The sequence below is a fragment of the Variovorax sp. GrIS 2.14 genome, from assembly GCF_046115955.1.
Classification (GTDB): domain Bacteria; phylum Pseudomonadota; class Gammaproteobacteria; order Burkholderiales; family Burkholderiaceae_C; genus Variovorax.
Genome location: NZ_JBJXIA010000012.1, coordinates 13,415 through 29,534, shown reverse-complemented (window position 1 = coordinate 29,534; position 16,120 = coordinate 13,415). Strand labels below are relative to the sequence as shown.

General features: G+C 66.2%; 17 protein-coding genes. 7 read left to right on the top strand and 10 right to left on the bottom strand.

Annotated elements, in window-relative coordinates; genetic code table 11:
- Positions 1-4 precede the first annotated feature (4 nt).
- The 7 genes from RCH10_RS18665 to RCH10_RS18635 are packed head-to-tail and all read left to right on the top strand — an operon-like array spanning position 5 to position 6,318.
- Complete coding sequence (locus RCH10_RS18665) at positions 5-1,372, top strand: NAD(P)/FAD-dependent oxidoreductase (RefSeq protein WP_409053652.1); 1,368 nt, start codon at positions 5-7, stop codon at positions 1,370-1,372.
- Positions 1,369-2,535 carry a Rid family hydrolase gene (locus tag RCH10_RS18660; protein WP_409053548.1) on the top strand — a complete coding sequence of 389 codons (1,167 nt, stop codon included), beginning with the start codon at positions 1,369-1,371 and terminating at the stop codon, positions 2,533-2,535. The genes RCH10_RS18665 and RCH10_RS18660 overlap by 4 nt, the downstream gene beginning before the upstream one ends.
- Positions 2,536-2,550: 15 nt before the next feature.
- Positions 2,551-3,354 carry a lysophospholipid acyltransferase family protein gene (locus RCH10_RS18655; RefSeq protein ID WP_409053547.1) on the top strand — a complete coding sequence of 268 codons (804 nt, stop codon included), beginning with the start codon at positions 2,551-2,553 and terminating at the stop codon, positions 3,352-3,354.
- Positions 3,321-4,097, top strand: a complete 777-nt coding sequence (locus RCH10_RS18650) for a glycosyltransferase family 2 protein (RefSeq protein WP_409053546.1) — start codon at positions 3,321-3,323, stop codon at positions 4,095-4,097. Before RCH10_RS18655 ends, RCH10_RS18650 begins: the two co-directional genes overlap by 34 nt.
- Entirely contained in the window at positions 4,094-4,819 is a 726-nt protein-coding gene (locus RCH10_RS18645) for a phosphatase PAP2 family protein (protein ID WP_409053545.1), read from the top strand. Before RCH10_RS18650 ends, RCH10_RS18645 begins: the two co-directional genes overlap by 4 nt.
- 21 nt (positions 4,820-4,840) lie before the next feature.
- On the top strand, positions 4,841-5,095 hold the full coding sequence (locus RCH10_RS18640; RefSeq protein ID WP_409053544.1) for an acyl carrier protein: 255 nt from the start codon (positions 4,841-4,843) through the stop codon (positions 5,093-5,095).
- Positions 5,092-6,318 (top strand): beta-ketoacyl-[acyl-carrier-protein] synthase family protein, encoded by a 1,227-nt coding sequence (locus RCH10_RS18635; RefSeq protein WP_409053543.1) that lies wholly within the window; start codon positions 5,092-5,094, stop codon positions 6,316-6,318. The genes RCH10_RS18640 and RCH10_RS18635 overlap by 4 nt, the downstream gene beginning before the upstream one ends.
- A gap of 123 nt (positions 6,319-6,441) precedes the next feature.
- Here the strand turns inward: RCH10_RS18635 and fabG are convergent, their stop codons facing one another.
- From fabG to RCH10_RS18585, 10 genes are read right to left on the bottom strand one after another with little or no spacing between them, the layout of a single operon-like run.
- Positions 6,442-7,188, bottom strand: a complete 747-nt coding sequence (gene fabG, locus RCH10_RS18630) for a 3-oxoacyl-ACP reductase FabG (protein ID WP_409053542.1) — start codon at positions 7,186-7,188, stop codon at positions 6,442-6,444.
- Complete coding sequence (locus tag RCH10_RS18625) at positions 7,185-7,649, bottom strand: hydroxymyristoyl-ACP dehydratase (protein WP_409053541.1); 465 nt, start codon at positions 7,647-7,649, stop codon at positions 7,185-7,187. The genes fabG and RCH10_RS18625 overlap by 4 nt, the downstream gene beginning before the upstream one ends.
- Entirely contained in the window at positions 7,646-8,422 is a 777-nt protein-coding gene (locus tag RCH10_RS18620; RefSeq protein WP_409053651.1) for a class I SAM-dependent methyltransferase, read from the bottom strand. The genes RCH10_RS18625 and RCH10_RS18620 overlap by 4 nt, the downstream gene beginning before the upstream one ends.
- A 32-nt stretch (positions 8,423-8,454) precedes the next feature.
- Complete coding sequence (locus RCH10_RS18615; RefSeq protein WP_409053540.1) at positions 8,455-9,282, bottom strand: polysaccharide deacetylase family protein; 828 nt, start codon at positions 9,280-9,282, stop codon at positions 8,455-8,457.
- Between the two features lie 16 nt (positions 9,283-9,298).
- Positions 9,299-11,728, bottom strand: a complete 2,430-nt coding sequence (locus RCH10_RS18610) for an MMPL family transporter (RefSeq protein ID WP_409053539.1) — start codon at positions 11,726-11,728, stop codon at positions 9,299-9,301.
- Positions 11,725-12,303 carry a LolA-related protein gene (locus RCH10_RS18605; protein WP_409053538.1) on the bottom strand — a complete coding sequence of 193 codons (579 nt, stop codon included), beginning with the start codon at positions 12,301-12,303 and terminating at the stop codon, positions 11,725-11,727. Before RCH10_RS18605 ends, RCH10_RS18610 begins: the two co-directional genes overlap by 4 nt.
- A gap of 22 nt (positions 12,304-12,325) precedes the next feature.
- Positions 12,326-13,321, bottom strand: coding sequence for an acyl-CoA synthetase (locus RCH10_RS18600; protein ID WP_409053537.1), 996 nt, complete (start codon positions 13,319-13,321; stop codon positions 12,326-12,328).
- Entirely contained in the window at positions 13,318-15,033 is a 1,716-nt protein-coding gene (locus tag RCH10_RS18595) for an AMP-binding protein (protein ID WP_409053536.1), read from the bottom strand. The genes RCH10_RS18600 and RCH10_RS18595 overlap by 4 nt, the downstream gene beginning before the upstream one ends.
- Positions 15,034-15,077: 44 nt before the next feature.
- Positions 15,078-15,716 carry a hypothetical protein gene (locus RCH10_RS18590; RefSeq protein ID WP_409053535.1) on the bottom strand — a complete coding sequence of 213 codons (639 nt, stop codon included), beginning with the start codon at positions 15,714-15,716 and terminating at the stop codon, positions 15,078-15,080.
- A 5-nt stretch (positions 15,717-15,721) separates the two neighbouring features.
- On the bottom strand, positions 15,722-16,036 hold the full coding sequence (locus RCH10_RS18585; protein ID WP_187052146.1) for a phosphopantetheine-binding protein: 315 nt from the start codon (positions 16,034-16,036) through the stop codon (positions 15,722-15,724).
- Between the last annotated feature and the right edge of the window lie 84 nt (positions 16,037-16,120).

Below are 16,120 nucleotides of genomic sequence, written 5' to 3'. Positions count from 1 at the left end.
GCGCATGAACATTGTTGACCCGACACCTGTCCGAAGTCATGTCGTCACGACAGACGTCGAGGCTTGCGACGTACTCGTCATCGGCGGCGGCCCCGCGGGCTCCACCGCGGCCGCACTGCTCGCGCAGCAGGGCCGCAAGGTCGTGCTGCTCGAGAAAGCGCACCACCCACGCTTTCACATCGGCGAATCTCTGTTGCCCGCCAACGTCGCTCTGTTCGACCGACTGGGCCTGCGCGAGCAGATCGAGGCGATCGGCATGCCCAAGTACGGTGTCGAATTCGTCTCGCCCGACCACGATCACACGGTGGCACTCGAATTTGCCGAGGCTTGGGACAAGTCGATGCCATACGCCTGGCAGGTGCGCCGCTCCGAAATGGACGAGATGCTGTTTCGCAATGCAACCGCGCACGGCGCCGACACGCGCGAAGGCTGGCGCGTGCGGAATGTCGATTTCGACGCCGACGGCGCCACCGTGCAGGCCACGCACGACGATGGCGAAAAGCGCACATGGCGCGCCCGGTTCGTCATCGATGCATCGGGCCGCGACACCTTCCTGTCGAACAAGTTCAAGGCCAAGCAGAAAAACCCGAAGCACAACAGCTCGGCCCTGTTCGGCCACTTCGCCAATGCCTTGCGCGGTGAAGGCAAGCTCGAAGGCAACATCACCATCTTCTGGTTCGCGCACGGCTGGTTCTGGTACATCCCGCTGGCCGACGGCACCACCAGCATTGGCGCAGTTTGCTGGCCGTACTACCTGAAGTCGCGCACCAAGCCGGTCAAGGACTTCTTTGCCGACACCATCGCGCTCTGCCCGCAACTGGTCGAGCGGCTGAAAGACGCCACGCTGGTCGACGACGCTGTGTACGCCACCGGCAACTACTCGTACACCAGCACGCATTGCAGCGGCGAGCGATATCTGATGCTCGGCGACGCGTTCACCTTCGTCGACCCGGTGTTTTCGTCGGGCGTCTACCTGGCGATGCACAGCGCCTTCGAAAGCGTCGATGTCGTGACCGCAGCGCTCGAACGTCCTGCGCAGGCGGCTGCGCTGATGCAGCGCTTTGAGCGCTACATGCGCAAGGGGCCACGCGAGTTTTCGTGGTTCATCTTTCGGGTCACCAACCCGACCATGCGCGAATTTTTCATGTACCCACAAAACCCGATGCGGGTGAAGGAAGCGCTCATGTCCTTGCTGGCGGGCGACATCTACGGCAAGACGCCGATCTGGCGCTCGCTGCGCATCATCAAGACGATGTACTGGTTGGTTTCGGCCGGCCATCCCAGGCGGACCTGGCTGGCGTGGACGCGGCGGCGGCGCAACATTCGCGACCTCGGTCCGCTGGTCGGCGAGAACGTGGTGGAGGCCAAGTGAGCGCGCCGCTTGCGGACAATTCAGCCTCCTCGGGCTCCTCGGGCTTTCCGTCCCGTCTGCGGGTCGAACGGATGTCGCTGGCCGCCAGCCTCGACCTCAGCGCCACCGGCGATGCACCCTTCGGCGCCTTGGGCTACGGCACGCCTGCGCATCTGCACTGGATGCCGACGGTGGACGCGCAGGTGCTGTCGCTGCGCGGTGCCATGGCCGACGTGTGGCATGCGGGCGAGAGCATCGATTCGGGCGCGACCGGCTCGGCCCGTTGGCGCAGCGATGGCGAGTGGCTGCTCGGCGCCATCGATCTTTCCGAAGCGACCGACAAGGCCGATGACGAGGGTTTGTCCGACATGTCGCACCGCGCTTACAGCGACCTCTTCAAGGCGCTCGACGAAGCAGGTACGCCCCACCTGCTGCGCATCTGGAACTATCTGCCGCGCATCAACGGCTTCAACGATTCCGACGATAGCGCCGCAGGGCAAGCCACCGGTGGCACAGGCCTGGAGCGCTACCGCCAATTCAACTTCGGCCGCCAGCAGGCCTTTATCGATGCCGCTCGCCCTGCGTTCGACGGCGCCCCGGCAGCTTGCGCACTGGGCATCAGGCAAGGCGCATTGAGCATCCGCTTTCTGGCAGGCCGCAAGGCGCCGGTGCCGGTCGAAAATCCGCGCCAGGTGTCGGCCTACCACTACCCACCGACCTACGGGCCGCGCGCGCCGACTTTCTCACGCGCGGCACTCGCCGAAATGGGCGGCGGCGATGTCGCACTTTTCATCTCCGGCACCGCCAGCATCATCGGCCACGAGACCGTTCACCCCGGTGACGTGCGCGAGCAAACACGCGAGACGCTGCGCAACCTCGCTGCGGTGGTCGCCGCCGCGAACGACGCAGCAGGAAAGCTCGAAGCACCGTGCGACGCCGCACGCTTCACGGTGCCGGCGCTCGACTGCGTGATCTACGTACGGCATGTCGACGATGTCGTCGCCATCCGCCAAGTGATCGACGAGGTACTGGGCGGGGGCTCGCACTTCGCTGCGCACGCGGTGGTGCTCGAAGCCGATATCTGCCGCAGCGACTTGCTGGTCGAGATCGAGGCACACGCGGTTGCGTCCGGTGTGCAAGGCGCTCGGCACGATGCCTTGCCGGTCGGCTCACTCGATGCGTGAACCGGCGCCCACGCCATGATTCGCGCCCTGCGCTTACTCGCAACGATTCCGCTGGCGCTGCTGCTCTACGCGCTGCTGCTGTTCCTCGGCGCCATGTCGCTCGGCTGGAACCTCATCGCCATGGTGCTGCATCCGCTGTTGCCGGCGCGGCAAGGCCTGCGCATCGGACGTGCGGGCATCTCGTGGGGCTATCGGCTGTTCTGGAACGTAGCGTCGGCCTGCAGGATGATGCGCATCGACGCGAGCTGCCTCGACGCGCTGCGCGACGAGCCGGGCGTGATCTTCGTGGCCAATCATCCGACCATGCTGGACGCCTTGTTGCTGGTGGCGCATTTGCCCAGGAGCGCGTGCATCATGAAAGCGTCGCTCATGAAAAACGTCTTTCTGGGTGCCGGCGCGCGGCTCGCACAGTACATCCGCAACGACTCGGCGCGCACGATGGTCCGGCTCGCCGTGAACGATCTGCGCGATGGCGGCCAGCTGGTCATCTTTCCAGAGGGCACGCGCACCGTCTCGCCGCCGCTTAACGCGTTTCGCCCCGGCGTGACGCTGATCGCAAAGCTCGCGCAGGCGCCGATTCAAACGGTCTTTATCGACACCGACTCGCCTTATCTCGGCAAGGGCTGGCCGCTGTGGCGCGTGCCGCCGCTGCCTGTCGTTTTCAAGCTGCGGCTGGGTCACAGGTTTTCACCGCGACAAGACAGCGCCGCGTTGCTGACGCAGCTGGACCAGTATTTTCGACACCACGTAGAACAACAACAGCGCGACGACACCGCGCCCGCAGAATGCCAGACGTCTCCCCTACACACCTTGTTCTGATCCCGAGCTACAACACGGGCGAGCGCCTCTTCTCGACGGTCAGTGCGGCGCGAGCGCAATGGAGCCCCGTGTGGGTCGTCGTCGATGGCAGCACCGATGGCACCGGCGAGCGGCTGCAGCAGATGGCCGAAGCCGATCCGGGCCTGCGGGTCTGGCTGCTGCCGGCCAACCAGGGCAAGGGTGCTGCCGTGCTGCACGGCTTGCGAGCGGCGCAAGAAGCGGGCTACACGCACGTACTCACCATGGACTCCGATGGTCAACATCCGGCAGACCTCATACCGGCTTTCATGCAGGCATCGCTCGCCCGCCCGGAGACCATGGTTCTGGGCCGCCCGATTTTCGATTCCAGCGCCCCCTTGTTGCGCGTGCGCGGCCGCAAGCTGTCGAACGGTTGGACGCATCTCGAAACCCTGTTCGCAGGCATCGGCGATTCGCTCTACGGCTTTCGCGTGTACCCCGTCGCCGGCCTGATCGCGGTCATGTCGCGGCAGCCCTGGATGCGCCGCTTCGACTTCGATACGGAGGCGGTCGTGCGACTCGCCTGGCGTGGCGTCAAACCAGTCAATATCGATGCACCGGTGAAGTACCTCACAGCTGAAGAAGGTGGCGTCTCGCACTTCCGGTATGTGCGCGACAACGTGCTCTTGTCGTGGATGCACACCCGGCTCATGTTCGAGTTCGTTCTTCGCTTGCCAGCCCTCCTGTGGCGACGTTTTCGAGGTCTGCCACCGTTTCAGCCATGACCGCCAACGCGTCGAGTCAGGCCCGTCCCTGGACCGCCGAGATCGCGCTGCGCATGCGCCGTCTGTTCTTGTTGAAGCTGGGCGGCACCATCGCTTTCACCTGGATCTTTTTCATCGGCTACTTTCAGCTGCTGCGGCACCCGACGCAGCAGCCGATCACGATGCCGCTGACCGCGCTCGACCTGCTGATCCCGTTCCAGCCTTACACGTTGGTGGCTTACCTGTCGCTCTGGTTCTACATCGGCGTGGCGCCGGGTTTGCAGCGCAATTTTGCCGAACTCGTAGTCTTCGGCCTGTGGGAGGCTGCGCTTTGCCTTTCGGGACTGGCTGTGTTCTATGTCTTGCCGACGGCGGTACCGGCACTGACATTCGACGTATCGGGCTTTCCCGGGTTCGCGATGCTGCAAGGCGTCGACGCCACGGGCAACGCCTTTCCGTCGATGCATGTGGCGGTCGCCCTCTTCACTGCCGTGCACGTGGAAGACGTGTTGCGCCGTGCACGCGTACCCTGGACGCTCCGCCTGCTCAACGTGCTCTGGTTTCTCGCCATTGCCTGGTCGACCCTGGCCGTTCGGCAACACGTGGTGCTGGACGTGATCGGTGGCGCTATGCTGGGGATGGCTTTTGCAGTGCCGTCGCTGCGCTGGCGACCGCGATCCGATGTGCCGATGGCCCGCGCCGACCCCTTGCCTGCCGCATTTGCCAACCGCACCAACCTCTAACAACACCAAGTTCACCTCACCATGAGTTCGCTGAAAGAGTTGCAGGACCTGATCCAGGAAAAGTACGACATCCCGCCTGAAAAGCTCGCGCCCGATGCGTCGATGCGAGAGTCCGGGCTCGATTCGCTCTCGATCGCCGAATTCGTATTTGCCATCGAAGATCATTTCCATATCGAGTTGCCGGACGAGGATCCCAACATCGACACCCTGGGCGAACTGGCCGCGTTGGTCGACCGTGTCGTGGCCGCAAAAGACAACTTGAAAAAAACGGCGTGAACTCCCGCGCCGTCGTCGTCACCGGCATGGGCGTCGTGGCACCGCACGGCGACAGCATCACTGCGCTTTTCGAAGCGCTGATGCTCGGCCGCTCGGCCATTCGACCTGTTTTCCCCGAGTTGCCCAAACCGGCAGCCGCAGCGACCGCGGCCTTCGATGCTTCGCGCTGGTTCACCAAGCTGCAATTGGCGGGTGTCGACCGCGTGAGCCAACTGGCGGTCGCGGCCGCCGAGTTGGCGATGCAGGACGCCGGCGCCGCAGGGACCGTCGAGCCCGAACGCATCGGTGTTTTCGCCGGTTGCGGCATGGGCGGCGCGGCGGCACTGGAAGCCGCCTACCGCAGCGGCAACACCCAGAGCGGAGGCTCGGGTCGAGTACCGCCCCTTACCATACCGGCCTTCATGCCCAACGCTCCGGCAGCGCACGTCGCCATGCGCCAGGGCGTGCACGGTCCGGTGTTGACCTATTCGGTTGCGTGCGCCTCGTCGTCACTGGCCATCGCGGAAGCCGCCAAGGCAGTGCAGCGCGGCGATGTCGACCTTGCCATCGCCGGCGGCAGCGAAGCGCTCATCGTCCCGGGTGTGGTCATGGCGTGGCAGGCGATGCAGACGCTGGCCTCGTTTGCGCCCGGCGAGGCCGCCGACGCGGTGCGCCCCTTCGCCGCCGATCGCAGCGGCTTCGCGTTGGGCGAAGGCGCGGCTTTCATCGTTCTCGAATCGGCAGATCGCGCGAAAGCTCGTGGGGCCAAAAGCTACGCGACGCTCGAGGGGTGGGGCAGCAGCTGCGATGCCACCCACCTCACCAAGCCCGACGCACCCGGCCAGGCGCGCGCGCTGCGCCAGGCCTTGAAAATGGCCGACCTCGCGCCGCGCGATGTCGACTATTGCAACGCACATGGCACCGCCACCCGCATAGGCGACGAAGTCGAAGCCAAGGCATTGGCCGAGGTATGGGGCACCGATATCGACGCACTCAAAGTGAGCTCGACCAAGGCGCTGCACGGCCACTTGCTCGGCGCAGCCGGTGCGATCGAAGCCGTCATCACCGTGATGGCGCTCTACAAGCAACGGCTGCCGCCCAATGCGCACTGCGTCACGCCCGACCCCGCTTGCGCGCTGAATCTGGTGCTCGAACCCAGCTACAACGCCCCCAACATCCAGTCCGCCATCAGCAATTCCTTCGCCTTCGGAGGGACCAATTCGGTCTTGCTTTTCAAGCGCTGAAGCAAACTCGCCGGGTTGGCCGCACTGCGACCCACCGGCCATCGCGACGCACCCCTTCCAGAGACACCGCGGAACCGGCTTCGCCGGGCCGCTGGTGTTGCCTCCGGTCAGGGGTGGGGCGAGCTAAATCATCCCGCCGTTGATCGAGATGACCTGCCCCGTGATGTAGGCGGCTTCGGGGCTTGCCAGAAAACCGGCCAGCGCCGCCACCTCGTCCGGCGTACCCGCCCGCTTGGCCGGCACCATCTGCGCGATCATCGCCGGGTCGAACGCCGCATCCGCCATCGGCGACGCGATGATCCCCGGCGCGATGGCGTTGACGGTGACGCCGCGCGCAGCCACTTCGAGCGACAGCGCCTTGGTCGCGCTGTTGAGCGCGCCCTTGGCGGCGGCATAGTTGACCTGGCCGCGATTGCCGGTGAGCGACGCGACCGACGAGATGTTCAGGATGCGGCCCCAGCGCGTGCGCAGCATCGGCAGCAACAGCGGCTGCGTCACCCGGAAGAAGCCGTTGAGCGAGACGTCGATGACCTTGTGCCACTGCTCGGGCCGCATGCCGGGCATGACCGCGTCGTCATGCACGCCGGCGTTGTTCACGACGATCTGCACCGGGCCGCCTTCGAGCATGCGCTCGCAGGCCAGGCGGGCGGCCTCGTCGCTGCGCAGATCGAACACCACGCTCTCGGCCTTGCCACCGGCGGCGATGATCGTCGCGGCCAGTTGCTCCACGGCCTCGGGCCTTGAATTGGCATGCAGCAACACAGTGGCGCCGTCGCGCGCCAGCCGCGTCGCGATGGCCGCACCGAGCGAGCCGCTCGCGCCGGTGATGAGGGCGCGTTTTCCTGCGAGAGTGTTGCCTTCGAGAGTCATTGAGGAGCTTCCATCGCCAGTGGCGTGTTGAGGACGACCACGGCGCGGCCTTCGGCTACGGGCCGACCCTCGCTATCGGTCAGGTCGAATTCATAGAGCACCTGCCGCGCATCGCCCGACAGGCGTCGGGCGCGCACATGCAGCAAACCGGCGATGTCGTCGAGCCGCTCGACAGCCATCTTCACGTTACGTGCGCTCGCCAGAAACCCAGCCGACGGCACGCTGCCCTCGACCGCCAGCACGCCGCCATGCAAGGCCATGGCCTGCGCCGCATATTCGATGGCATTGGGCGCGAGCAGACCGCTCGCGGTGCGCAACGGGTTTTCGGGCGCCGTATGGGTGGCGGTAGTGCAGTGGATGGCCTCGGCCGACCAGCTTTCGAGGCGGTCCAGCAGGCACATGGTGCCGCTGTGCGGAATGCGTCGCGCGATGGCGGCGCGGTCGAGTGTTTGGGGCGTCATTCTTTAACTTCAGGCAGACAGATATCGGCGACCAGCAGCACGTTGGCGAACGGCGTGCCCTGGCTCATCGGCACGCTGTGCACCTTGAAGCCGAAGCCTTCGAGCGCTGCGACCCATGCCGACAGCGGACGGCCCCAGGTCGGCGAAACCTTGTGGCCACGAATGCGGGTGACCATGCGGTCGACCCACTGGCTCACTGCAAAGCCGCGTCGGTCAGACGCATCGCCGACACGCAGCAACAGGCGCCCTTCCGGCTGCAGCGCATCGCGCACGCGCCGCAGCACATCGTTCTGCGCGGGGATGTCGACGTAGTGCAGCACGTCGAGGATCACGACCAGATCGCACGCCGGCAAATCAGCGTTGCACATGTCTGCACAGAGCAGTCGAGGCGCCGGCCGCAGATGGCCGATTGACGCTTGGGCACGTGCGATGTCCTTGGGCATCAGCTCGATGCCGGTGTACTGCGCAGCTGCAGTGGTGGCGGGCCACGACGCAGGCCAACGGCCCTTGGCCTGCATCGCGCTCATCGATGCCAGCAGGCTCGCGAACAGGCCCTGGCCGCAACCGATGTCGACCACGCGCGCATGCCGCGCATCGATCAAACGGCGTTCGATCAGGCCGCGAAAAACCGGGTCACGCCCCAACTTGCCGCGGGCGAAACGCCAGGCGAAGTTACCGGCAGTCTTGTACGGCAACGTGGCTGCCTCGTGCAGTTCGCGCCAGGCGGTGTCGGGCTGCGGCAATGGTTGAGTCGGCGGCTTCGACGCCGACATCGACGCGAGTGGAGGCGGCGAAGTGACGGCGTTCATGTACGAAGTCCTTCCGTTAGCGTCACGGACTTCAGCCTTTCGGCACGCAGCCGCTCGAGCAACGGAGGCAACACGTCGAGCAGCACCGGCCGGCCCGCGGACGTATGCGCTGCATTGCCGTCGTGCAGCAGCAGGATGTCGCGCGCTTGGAGGCCACGCGTCAACCGCGCGAGCACCTTGGCCGCATCGCCTTCGCGCGTGTCGAAGCCGCGGCGCGTCCAGCTCACGAGCCGCAGCCCGAGCCGATGCAGCACCGGCTCCAGAAACGGATTGCGCAGCCCGGCAGGCGCACGAAAACAGGTCGGCTTTTGCCCGGTCACATCGGCGAGTATTTCCTGCGCCTTCGCGATCTCGGCGGCGAAGCCACGCGGACCGAGGAATGAAAAGTTATGCCGATGCTGCGCCGTGTGGTTCTGGATGCTGTGACCACGCGCCACGATCTCGCGTGCCAACGCCGGCTGTGAGCGCACGCGCTCGGCGATGCAGAAGAAGGTTGCGCGCTGGCCGTGCGCATCGAGCAGGTCGAGCACCTGCGGCGTGACATCCGGCTCGGGACCATCGTCGATGGTGATGGCGACCTCGCGCCGCGCGGCCGCTGCTTCGGGCAAACGCGTGACGTTAGGGCCGAGCAAGCTGCTGCGTGGCGTCAAGCCGGCGCCGGTGATCAACGCATGGTTCAGCACGATGGCGCCGACCGCCCAGGGCAGCGCGCCCGGCACCAGCACGCCCGCTCCGACGGCGGCCACATGCCAGCCGACGCTAGCCCGCAGAATGGGTGGCCAGGGCCATGCAGTCCCAGGCGTCGAGTCGATAAGTGGCGTCACTTTTAATATTTTCCCATCAGCGGCGACCACTCGACGCCGGCGGCGCCGGCGGTACGCCCCGCACGAAGGCAGCAGACAACAGCAATGCCAGCATCGCCCCCGGCGCCACCACGCGGCCGATGGCCGACAGCGACGGAATGTTCGAGATCGCGATCAAGCCGAACGACACCACCGTCGTGAGATTGGCCAGCATCAGCGACGCCAGCGTGTCTTCGTCGGCTCGACCCGTCTCGCGCAACTGATCGAAGAACAAAGCGTAGTTGGAACCCACGGCCACCACGAGCAGCATGCCCACCAGATGCAGGATGCCTAGCTGCACCTGCAGCACCGCGAGGCCACCCAGCGTGAGCACGACGGCGAACACCAACGGCTGGCACACCGCGAGCAGCCGGCGCGGCGATCGCAGATACAGGCCGAGCAGCACCACGACCGCGAGCGCGCCGAGCAGCACCTGAACGAAGGCTTCATGCAGATAGCGGTCGTAGAGCGCACCCAGCTCGCGGCCGACGTCGACCACCTGCACATCTGGTACGCCGGTGAGCGCCGATTCGAGCCGAGCCTGATCGAACTTGGGACCGGGGTGCAGCGCGATCAACGCGCCCCAACCGCCGCCCGGTCGCTGGTACATCAGCGAGTTGACGATCGGCCCGAGCGGTCCGTTCGAAAGATCTTCGCGCCGCACCATCGGCTGGTTGCGCGCCGTCTCGACATCGGCGAGGAAAGGTTCGAGCCGCGCGACCGGCAGTGGCAGATCTTTCATCGCCTCGTTGAGCCGGGTACGCAGCGTGGCGCTGTCGGGCAGGCTCGCGACGCGTGCTTGCTGCGCCGCTTCGCTCGGCAGAAAACGCGTGACGGTTTCGAAGCCGGAGAGTTCACCGCTGTCGACGAGCTTTTCAAGGCGGAGGCTGGCGGCCTCGGCGTTGCGCAACACGCTCTGCACATCCGCACCTTGCGCCACGACCAGCAGACCGCCGTCGCTGGCGCCGATGTCGGCCCGCAGCGATTCGTCGAGCGCCTGCGCTTCCTTGGGCAGCGGGCTCATCGCACTCAGGTTGGCGCGCCACAGGTCGGCACCGCGCCAGGCCAGCAGCGCGAGGGCCGCGATGCCGAGCGCCAACAAACCGACCCGCAGTCGCGGCAGTCCACGCACGATGGCACCCGCGACCTTGGCCATGGTGCGGCGCATGCCCATGCCGGTGGCGCCGTCGGGCGCCAGCACCGGCAGCACGTAGCGCGTGGCGAGGGCCGCGGCGACCAGGCCGGCAATCGAGAAAACACCGAGCTGCGCGAGCCCCGGAAAGCCGGAGAAAAGCAGGGCTGCGAAGCCGCACACCGAGGTCAACAGACCGAGTCGCACGGTCGGCCAGTTGAGGTCGCGCCAGCGTTGCCAGCCGGTGCCAGGCACTGCAGCGCCGCGCGCCTGGATCAGGTAATAGATGGCGTAGTCGATGGTCTCGCCGATGAGCGTGCTGCCGAATCCCATCGTCAGTCCGTGCACGTTGCCGAACACCAGACTGACGGTGGCGGTGCCCGCGACCACGCCGGTCGCGACCGGCAGAAAAGCGATGAGCAAGGCCTTGGGCGATGCGAAGGCCAGCAGCAGCAAACAGCCCATCACGATGCCGCCAACGATGGACAGATGGATCGCCTCGCCCTTGATCTGATCGCGGCTCTGCACGGAGAACACCGGCGCGCCGCTGAGCCGCAGCCGTGGCTTGGCGCCAGTCATGTCACGCGTGGCCGCATCGAAAGCCGACTGCACTTTGGCGATGGCGATGGTCAGCGCGTCGAGGTCGCTGCCGGACGCGTGCGTGGTCGCGAGCAACACCGCGCGCTGTGCCGAACGCGAGGCCCACACGCCGGCTTCGGTGCGCGGCGCATTGGCGGGAATGAGGCTTTCGGCCACGCCTTGCGTCTCGCCGGTCGGATCGCGGTCGAGCAGCGGCTTGACCAGGTTGCCAGCCGGCGTGCCGAGCAACGACAGCGTGTCGGCGATGGCATCGTGCAGGCCAGCAGCGGTAAAGCGCTCGGGCGTGATGGATGTCGACAGTCGATAGCGGTGATCGAACAGCCAGGTACCGGCCGCCTTCCAGTCAGAGGCGTCACCGTTCTGCACTTGGTCGAACAGGCCGCTTTCGCGCATGGCGCTGGCGACCGAACGCGAGACGACCGCGCGCTGCGTCGCGTCGGTGCCGTCCTCGATGCCGACGAGCAAAGTGCGCGACGCCACGCCGGTTTGCAGTTGCTCGATGAGCACGCGCTGGCGCGCATCGGGGCTCTGGGGCAGGAAGGCCGACAGGTCGGCGCTGAAATGCGTGCGTGTGATCAAGACCACGCCGGCCGCGACGATGGCCAGCCAGACCAGCAGCACCACGATGCGACGCTGGCGGCTGAGCCCGGACGCACCCGTGGCCGCAGAAGTCGCAACTGGCTCGCGCGATGTCACTGCGCAGACCGGGTGGGAACGATCGTCATGACAGAACGGTCGCCACCGACGAATTCCATTTCGAGGCCGAGCACTTCGCTGCCCCGGCCGCTCATTCGCACGCTGCGGACTTGCGCGGCGAGGCGGTTGTCGAGCGGTTGCAGATCGAGCGTCCAGCCGTCCACCGAGCCACCGACGGCGCTCTTGAAATAGCGTGTAAGCGCGGCCGTGTCGCCGCTCAAGGTGCCACGCATGGCTTCGACCAGGCCTTGCAGTTCGGGCACGCTGTCGAGCGTCATGGTGCGCGTGCGCTCACCGCGCGACAGCACCATGTTGTTGCCGTCGACGACCATGCTTTCAGGGCGCGGCGTGAGCGTGCGACGCGACAGTTTGTCGGGCGCGGTGAAACTCAGCGTGCCGCTGGCGTTGAGCGGACCTTCGAGACCGCGCACGAAGCGCTGCTCGGTGAAACGTGCCTCGCCGCTCTTCTGTTTGGCAAGCAGGCCCATCAGATCAGGAAGGTCGAATGCCCAGGCGGAAGAGGCGTCAAAGGCCACCGCAAGCAGCAGCCCGCGGCATGCACGGCGCCATGTCATTGCGCCTTTGCCTGCACCAGCCTCACCGCGAATCTTCGAGCCAGAAATCATGAAAATTAAACCAGTTGTAGGGGTACTTGCGGCACAGCGCCTCGAGCCGCACCACGTAGGCTTGGACCGCTTCGTGGATCGCGCGTTCCCGCTCGGCCGGGTCGCGAATGCGTTCGCTGAAATCGGCTAGCGGCTCGAACAGCACATCGTAGCGGGCGCCGCCGACATACAAACCCGCCATGAAGAAGACGCGGCGGCGGAGCAGCGCGGCGAGGCGGAAAGGTCCGTCGTTGAAGACGGCGGGCTGCCCCAAAAAAGGCAGCTCGATGCTGTTGCCGCGCTGGCCAGCCTGCTCCGCCTGGCCGGGCAACGTGCGGTCGGCCAGCAAGCCCGCCATGCCGCCGGTGTCGAGCCAGTCGCGCAGGGCCAGCATCGAATGCGGCCGTCCGAGTGCGATCACGTGCGGCCGCAGTTCCGGCAGGCTGATCGCATCCAGCATGGCGTTGATCTGCCGCGCGTTGTCCGGGAACATGAGCATCGCCGGACGTAGTTTTGGCGAGTCGGGGCTGAGCCCCTTGCACGCACCGAGCGCCTCGAAGCTGCCGACATGCGCACCCAGCAAAAAAGCGCCGCGGCCCGCCAGTGCTTCGCTCTCGACCGGCTCTTTGCCGACGACCCGCACATCGAACAGGTCCATGCGGCCGCGCAGAAAGTAGACGCGGTCGAGCACGGTGGAGGCGAAGGCGTGCAGCAGCTTGTAGCCGTCGCCCCACCCTGCGCTCGGGCCGATCACGCGGAACAGGTAGCGCTTGATGTGACGACGCGGCGCTGGCGAAAAGAGCAGAAAATACAGCGTGACCGGATGCAGTACCAGCCGCGCGGCGCGGCGTCCCATCGTCAATGCGATCCAGCAGATCACCTGAAGCGCCACCTTGTTGGCGCGCTCCGGCGTGGTCGACCAATCGGCTGCAGCGGCCGGTCGATCGGTTTCGGGCGCGGGTTTTGTCACGGTCGGATCGGCACTCATGCAGCCGTGTCTGTCCCCGGCATCCAGCGGCCGCTGACCGCGATCTGCGCATTGCAGCGCACCTCGAAGCGCACGCCTCTGGCTGCGCCTGGCTCGGGTTGAAGCTCGATCGTCAACGTAGCGCCCGGCCGTACCGGCGACAGGAACTTGCACGCCGCCAGCGTCGGTTGCCGGCCCAGTCGCGCGACCAATGCAGGCACGCCGTGCGCGGCTTCGAGCACCTCGGCCAGCAGCAATGCGCCGGGCACCAACGGCTGGCCGGGAAAGTGGCCGGCAAAAGCCGGATGGTCTACCGGCACGTCGCGCGTGACCTGCACCGCAGTGCTGTCGTCGGCCAGTTGCGCCAGCGCGAATTCGCGCAACGCACGCACCGTGAGCTTGCCGGTGCCCTCCCGCGGCAGCGACGCGACATGCACCACGCGGCGCGGCACGAAGACCGGCTCCAGCCGCTGCCGCAACGCCGCGATGAGGTCACCCGACTTCAACTCCGGCGCGACCACGAAGGCCACCGGCCGCACCACGCCGTCGGCCACTTCGTCGGGCAGCCAGAACGCGCCATCGACCACGCCGGCGACGCTGTTCAGGTGGTAGTTCAGATGCCCGAGCGAACTGCGCCGGCCGGCCACGTGAATCAGGTCGTTGGCCCGGCCTAACAGGCGAAAGTGCTGCGAATCGATCAATTCCAGCACGTCGGCCATCGGCGTCGGGCGGGGCACGAAATCGCCGCTGAAAACGAAGCGCTCCGCACCGTCTTCGGTCGGCTCGGCCGTCACCTGGATTTCGCCGAAGGTGTGCCAGACCTCGCTCTCAGTGGTGCGCCTTGTTGCGACCTGGCCCGACTCGGTGCTGCCGTAGATTTCGATCAGCGCGCCGCACATCGCCTGCTCGGCCTGCACGGCGAGTTGCGGCGACAGCGGTGCCGTGGCCGACAGGATCAGGTCGACCGCTGGCAGCGGCACGCCGGCCACCAACAGGGTCTTCAGATGAAACGGCGTGGTGATGAGCGCACGCGGCCGCGGCGACGCCTCGAGCGTGGCTGTGACATCCGCCGGAAAGAACGGCCGGCCGCTGTCGAACGATGCGCCGCCGAGCATGGCGAGCAAGGCCGACGATTCGAGCCCGTAGCTGTGCTGTACCGGCACTGTCGTCACCAGCGTCAAGCCTTCGAGAGACGGCAGCTTCAGCAAATCAGAGAGCCGTGGCACCGCCGCGCCGACGTCGTCGACCAGCGTGCGCCAACTCTTGGCATGCGGTTGCGGCACGCCGGTCGAGCCGGAAGTCAACAGGCTGACGGCATGGCCTTCGGCATCGATCATCGGCATCTCTATCGCTGCACCGTCGCGCACGGCGACATGCACGCGTGGATCGGTCCAGACCACCGTGATGCCTTGCGGATCGAGGTGCTTGTCGTCGGCAATTGCGAAGAGATGGGGGTTGCCTTCGCGCAGTCGCGACAGCGTCTCGGGCCGCGCGTCTGGCGGCAGCAAACTGGGCAGTCGGCGCACCAGCGCAGCGCCGAGACCGACGGCAAAGGAATAGCGGTCGACGCACAGATTGACCACCGGACCTTGCGCAGGCAACTGCTCGGCGAGAGCGGTGACGTCGGCCAGGTACTGGCGTGACGAAATCGGCACGCCGGCGCGCCAGGCAAGCGGCGCGTCGAGGTCGCGTGCGCCCAGCAGCGGAAGGAACTTTGGAAGATCGGACTTCATTTGCGTGGTGTTCGCGGTACCAGACGGAGTACCAGACGTACTGTTCATCGCGGCGCGCCGTTGTCGACAGGCGCACCATAAAAGGCTCGCACCGCATCGATCATGCGGGTGCGTTCGAACTCGGGGTGCAGTTGGTAGCGCATGAAATGTTCGCCGACGAACAGGCACACCACGCTCACCGGCGTCAACACGTTGGCCAGCAACGACCAGGCTGAAAACGGCAGCGTGAGGTAGACGACCACCGAGGCGACAACCATCAGCGCGAAGTACACCGTCCATACCAAGGTGACCTGATCGGTGTAGCGCTTCATTCCGGGCACGATCGCGTGCACGCGCTGCGCGAACTGGCCTATGAGCGACAAGCCATCACCGCGCAGGGTGCTGCCGAACCAGATGCACAGCACGAAGTTGATGCCCGCGTGCTGCAGCACGTAGAGCCGGTTGGGGTCGCCCGCCTCGCCGCGCAACACCAGCACGAACAATGCGGCGCCGACGGCCGCGACGATGAGCAGGGCCCACTTGCCGACGCGCGCCGCAGCCAGGCCAAGGGCGGTCAGCCACAGCGGCACGAGCAGCACCACCACGGCCCACGGTTCGGCCGCATGAAACAGCATCATCCAGTGCGACAGCCCTGCGTAGGCAGCGCCCACCACCAGCAGGAGCGCCAGCCGCCACCTCGACATCGGCTTCAGGTAGCGCTGCGATTCTGTGCGACGTGGGTCGCAAGAGTGCGCAGCGACGTGAAGATCTGCTGGTTGCGCTCGTCGTCGGAACGCAGCTGAAAGCCGTACTTCCGCGAGACTTCCAGCGCGACTTCGAGGATGTCGATCGAGTCGAGTCCCAGGCCTTCACCGTACAGCGGCGCGTCGGGCGCCACGTCGGCCGGTGCGATCTCCAGATTCAGGGATTCGACAAGCAACACGGCCAGCTCGGCTTCGAGCGGCGTTTGTTCCGAAGAAGCATCGCCAACGGCGGGAATGGGGGTTTGTGCAATCGATGACAAAAGGGAGCTCCGGAACTGTTCTACAAAGGCAACAAAGTGCCCCTAATTATAGGAGGGGGCCTTCGCTAGACTGTCGCATCGATA

Coding starts and splice junctions, on each gene's coding strand:
- RCH10_RS18665 (WP_409053652.1), top strand. CDS start 5: ATGAACATTGTTGACCCGACACCTGTCCGAAGTCATGTCGTCACGACA.
- RCH10_RS18655 (WP_409053547.1), top strand. CDS start 2,551: ATGATTCGCGCCCTGCGCTTACTCGCAACGATTCCGCTGGCGCTGCTG.
- RCH10_RS18650 (WP_409053546.1), top strand. CDS start 3,321: ATGCCAGACGTCTCCCCTACACACCTTGTTCTGATCCCGAGCTACAAC.
- RCH10_RS18645 (WP_409053545.1), top strand. CDS start 4,094: ATGACCGCCAACGCGTCGAGTCAGGCCCGTCCCTGGACCGCCGAGATC.
- RCH10_RS18640 (WP_409053544.1), top strand. CDS start 4,841: ATGAGTTCGCTGAAAGAGTTGCAGGACCTGATCCAGGAAAAGTACGAC.
- fabG (WP_409053542.1), bottom strand. CDS start 7,188: ATGACTCTCGAAGGCAACACTCTCGCAGGAAAACGCGCCCTCATCACC.
- RCH10_RS18625 (WP_409053541.1), bottom strand. CDS start 7,649: ATGACGCCCCAAACACTCGACCGCGCCGCCATCGCGCGACGCATTCCG.
- RCH10_RS18620 (WP_409053651.1), bottom strand. CDS start 8,422: ATGTCGGCGTCGAAGCCGCCGACTCAACCATTGCCGCAGCCCGACACC.
- RCH10_RS18605 (WP_409053538.1), bottom strand. CDS start 12,303: ATGACATGGCGCCGTGCATGCCGCGGGCTGCTGCTTGCGGTGGCCTTT.
- RCH10_RS18600 (WP_409053537.1), bottom strand. CDS start 13,321: ATGAGTGCCGATCCGACCGTGACAAAACCCGCGCCCGAAACCGATCGA.
- RCH10_RS18595 (WP_409053536.1), bottom strand. CDS start 15,033: ATGAAGTCCGATCTTCCAAAGTTCCTTCCGCTGCTGGGCGCACGCGAC.
- RCH10_RS18590 (WP_409053535.1), bottom strand. CDS start 15,716: ATGTCGAGGTGGCGGCTGGCGCTCCTGCTGGTGGTGGGCGCTGCCTAC.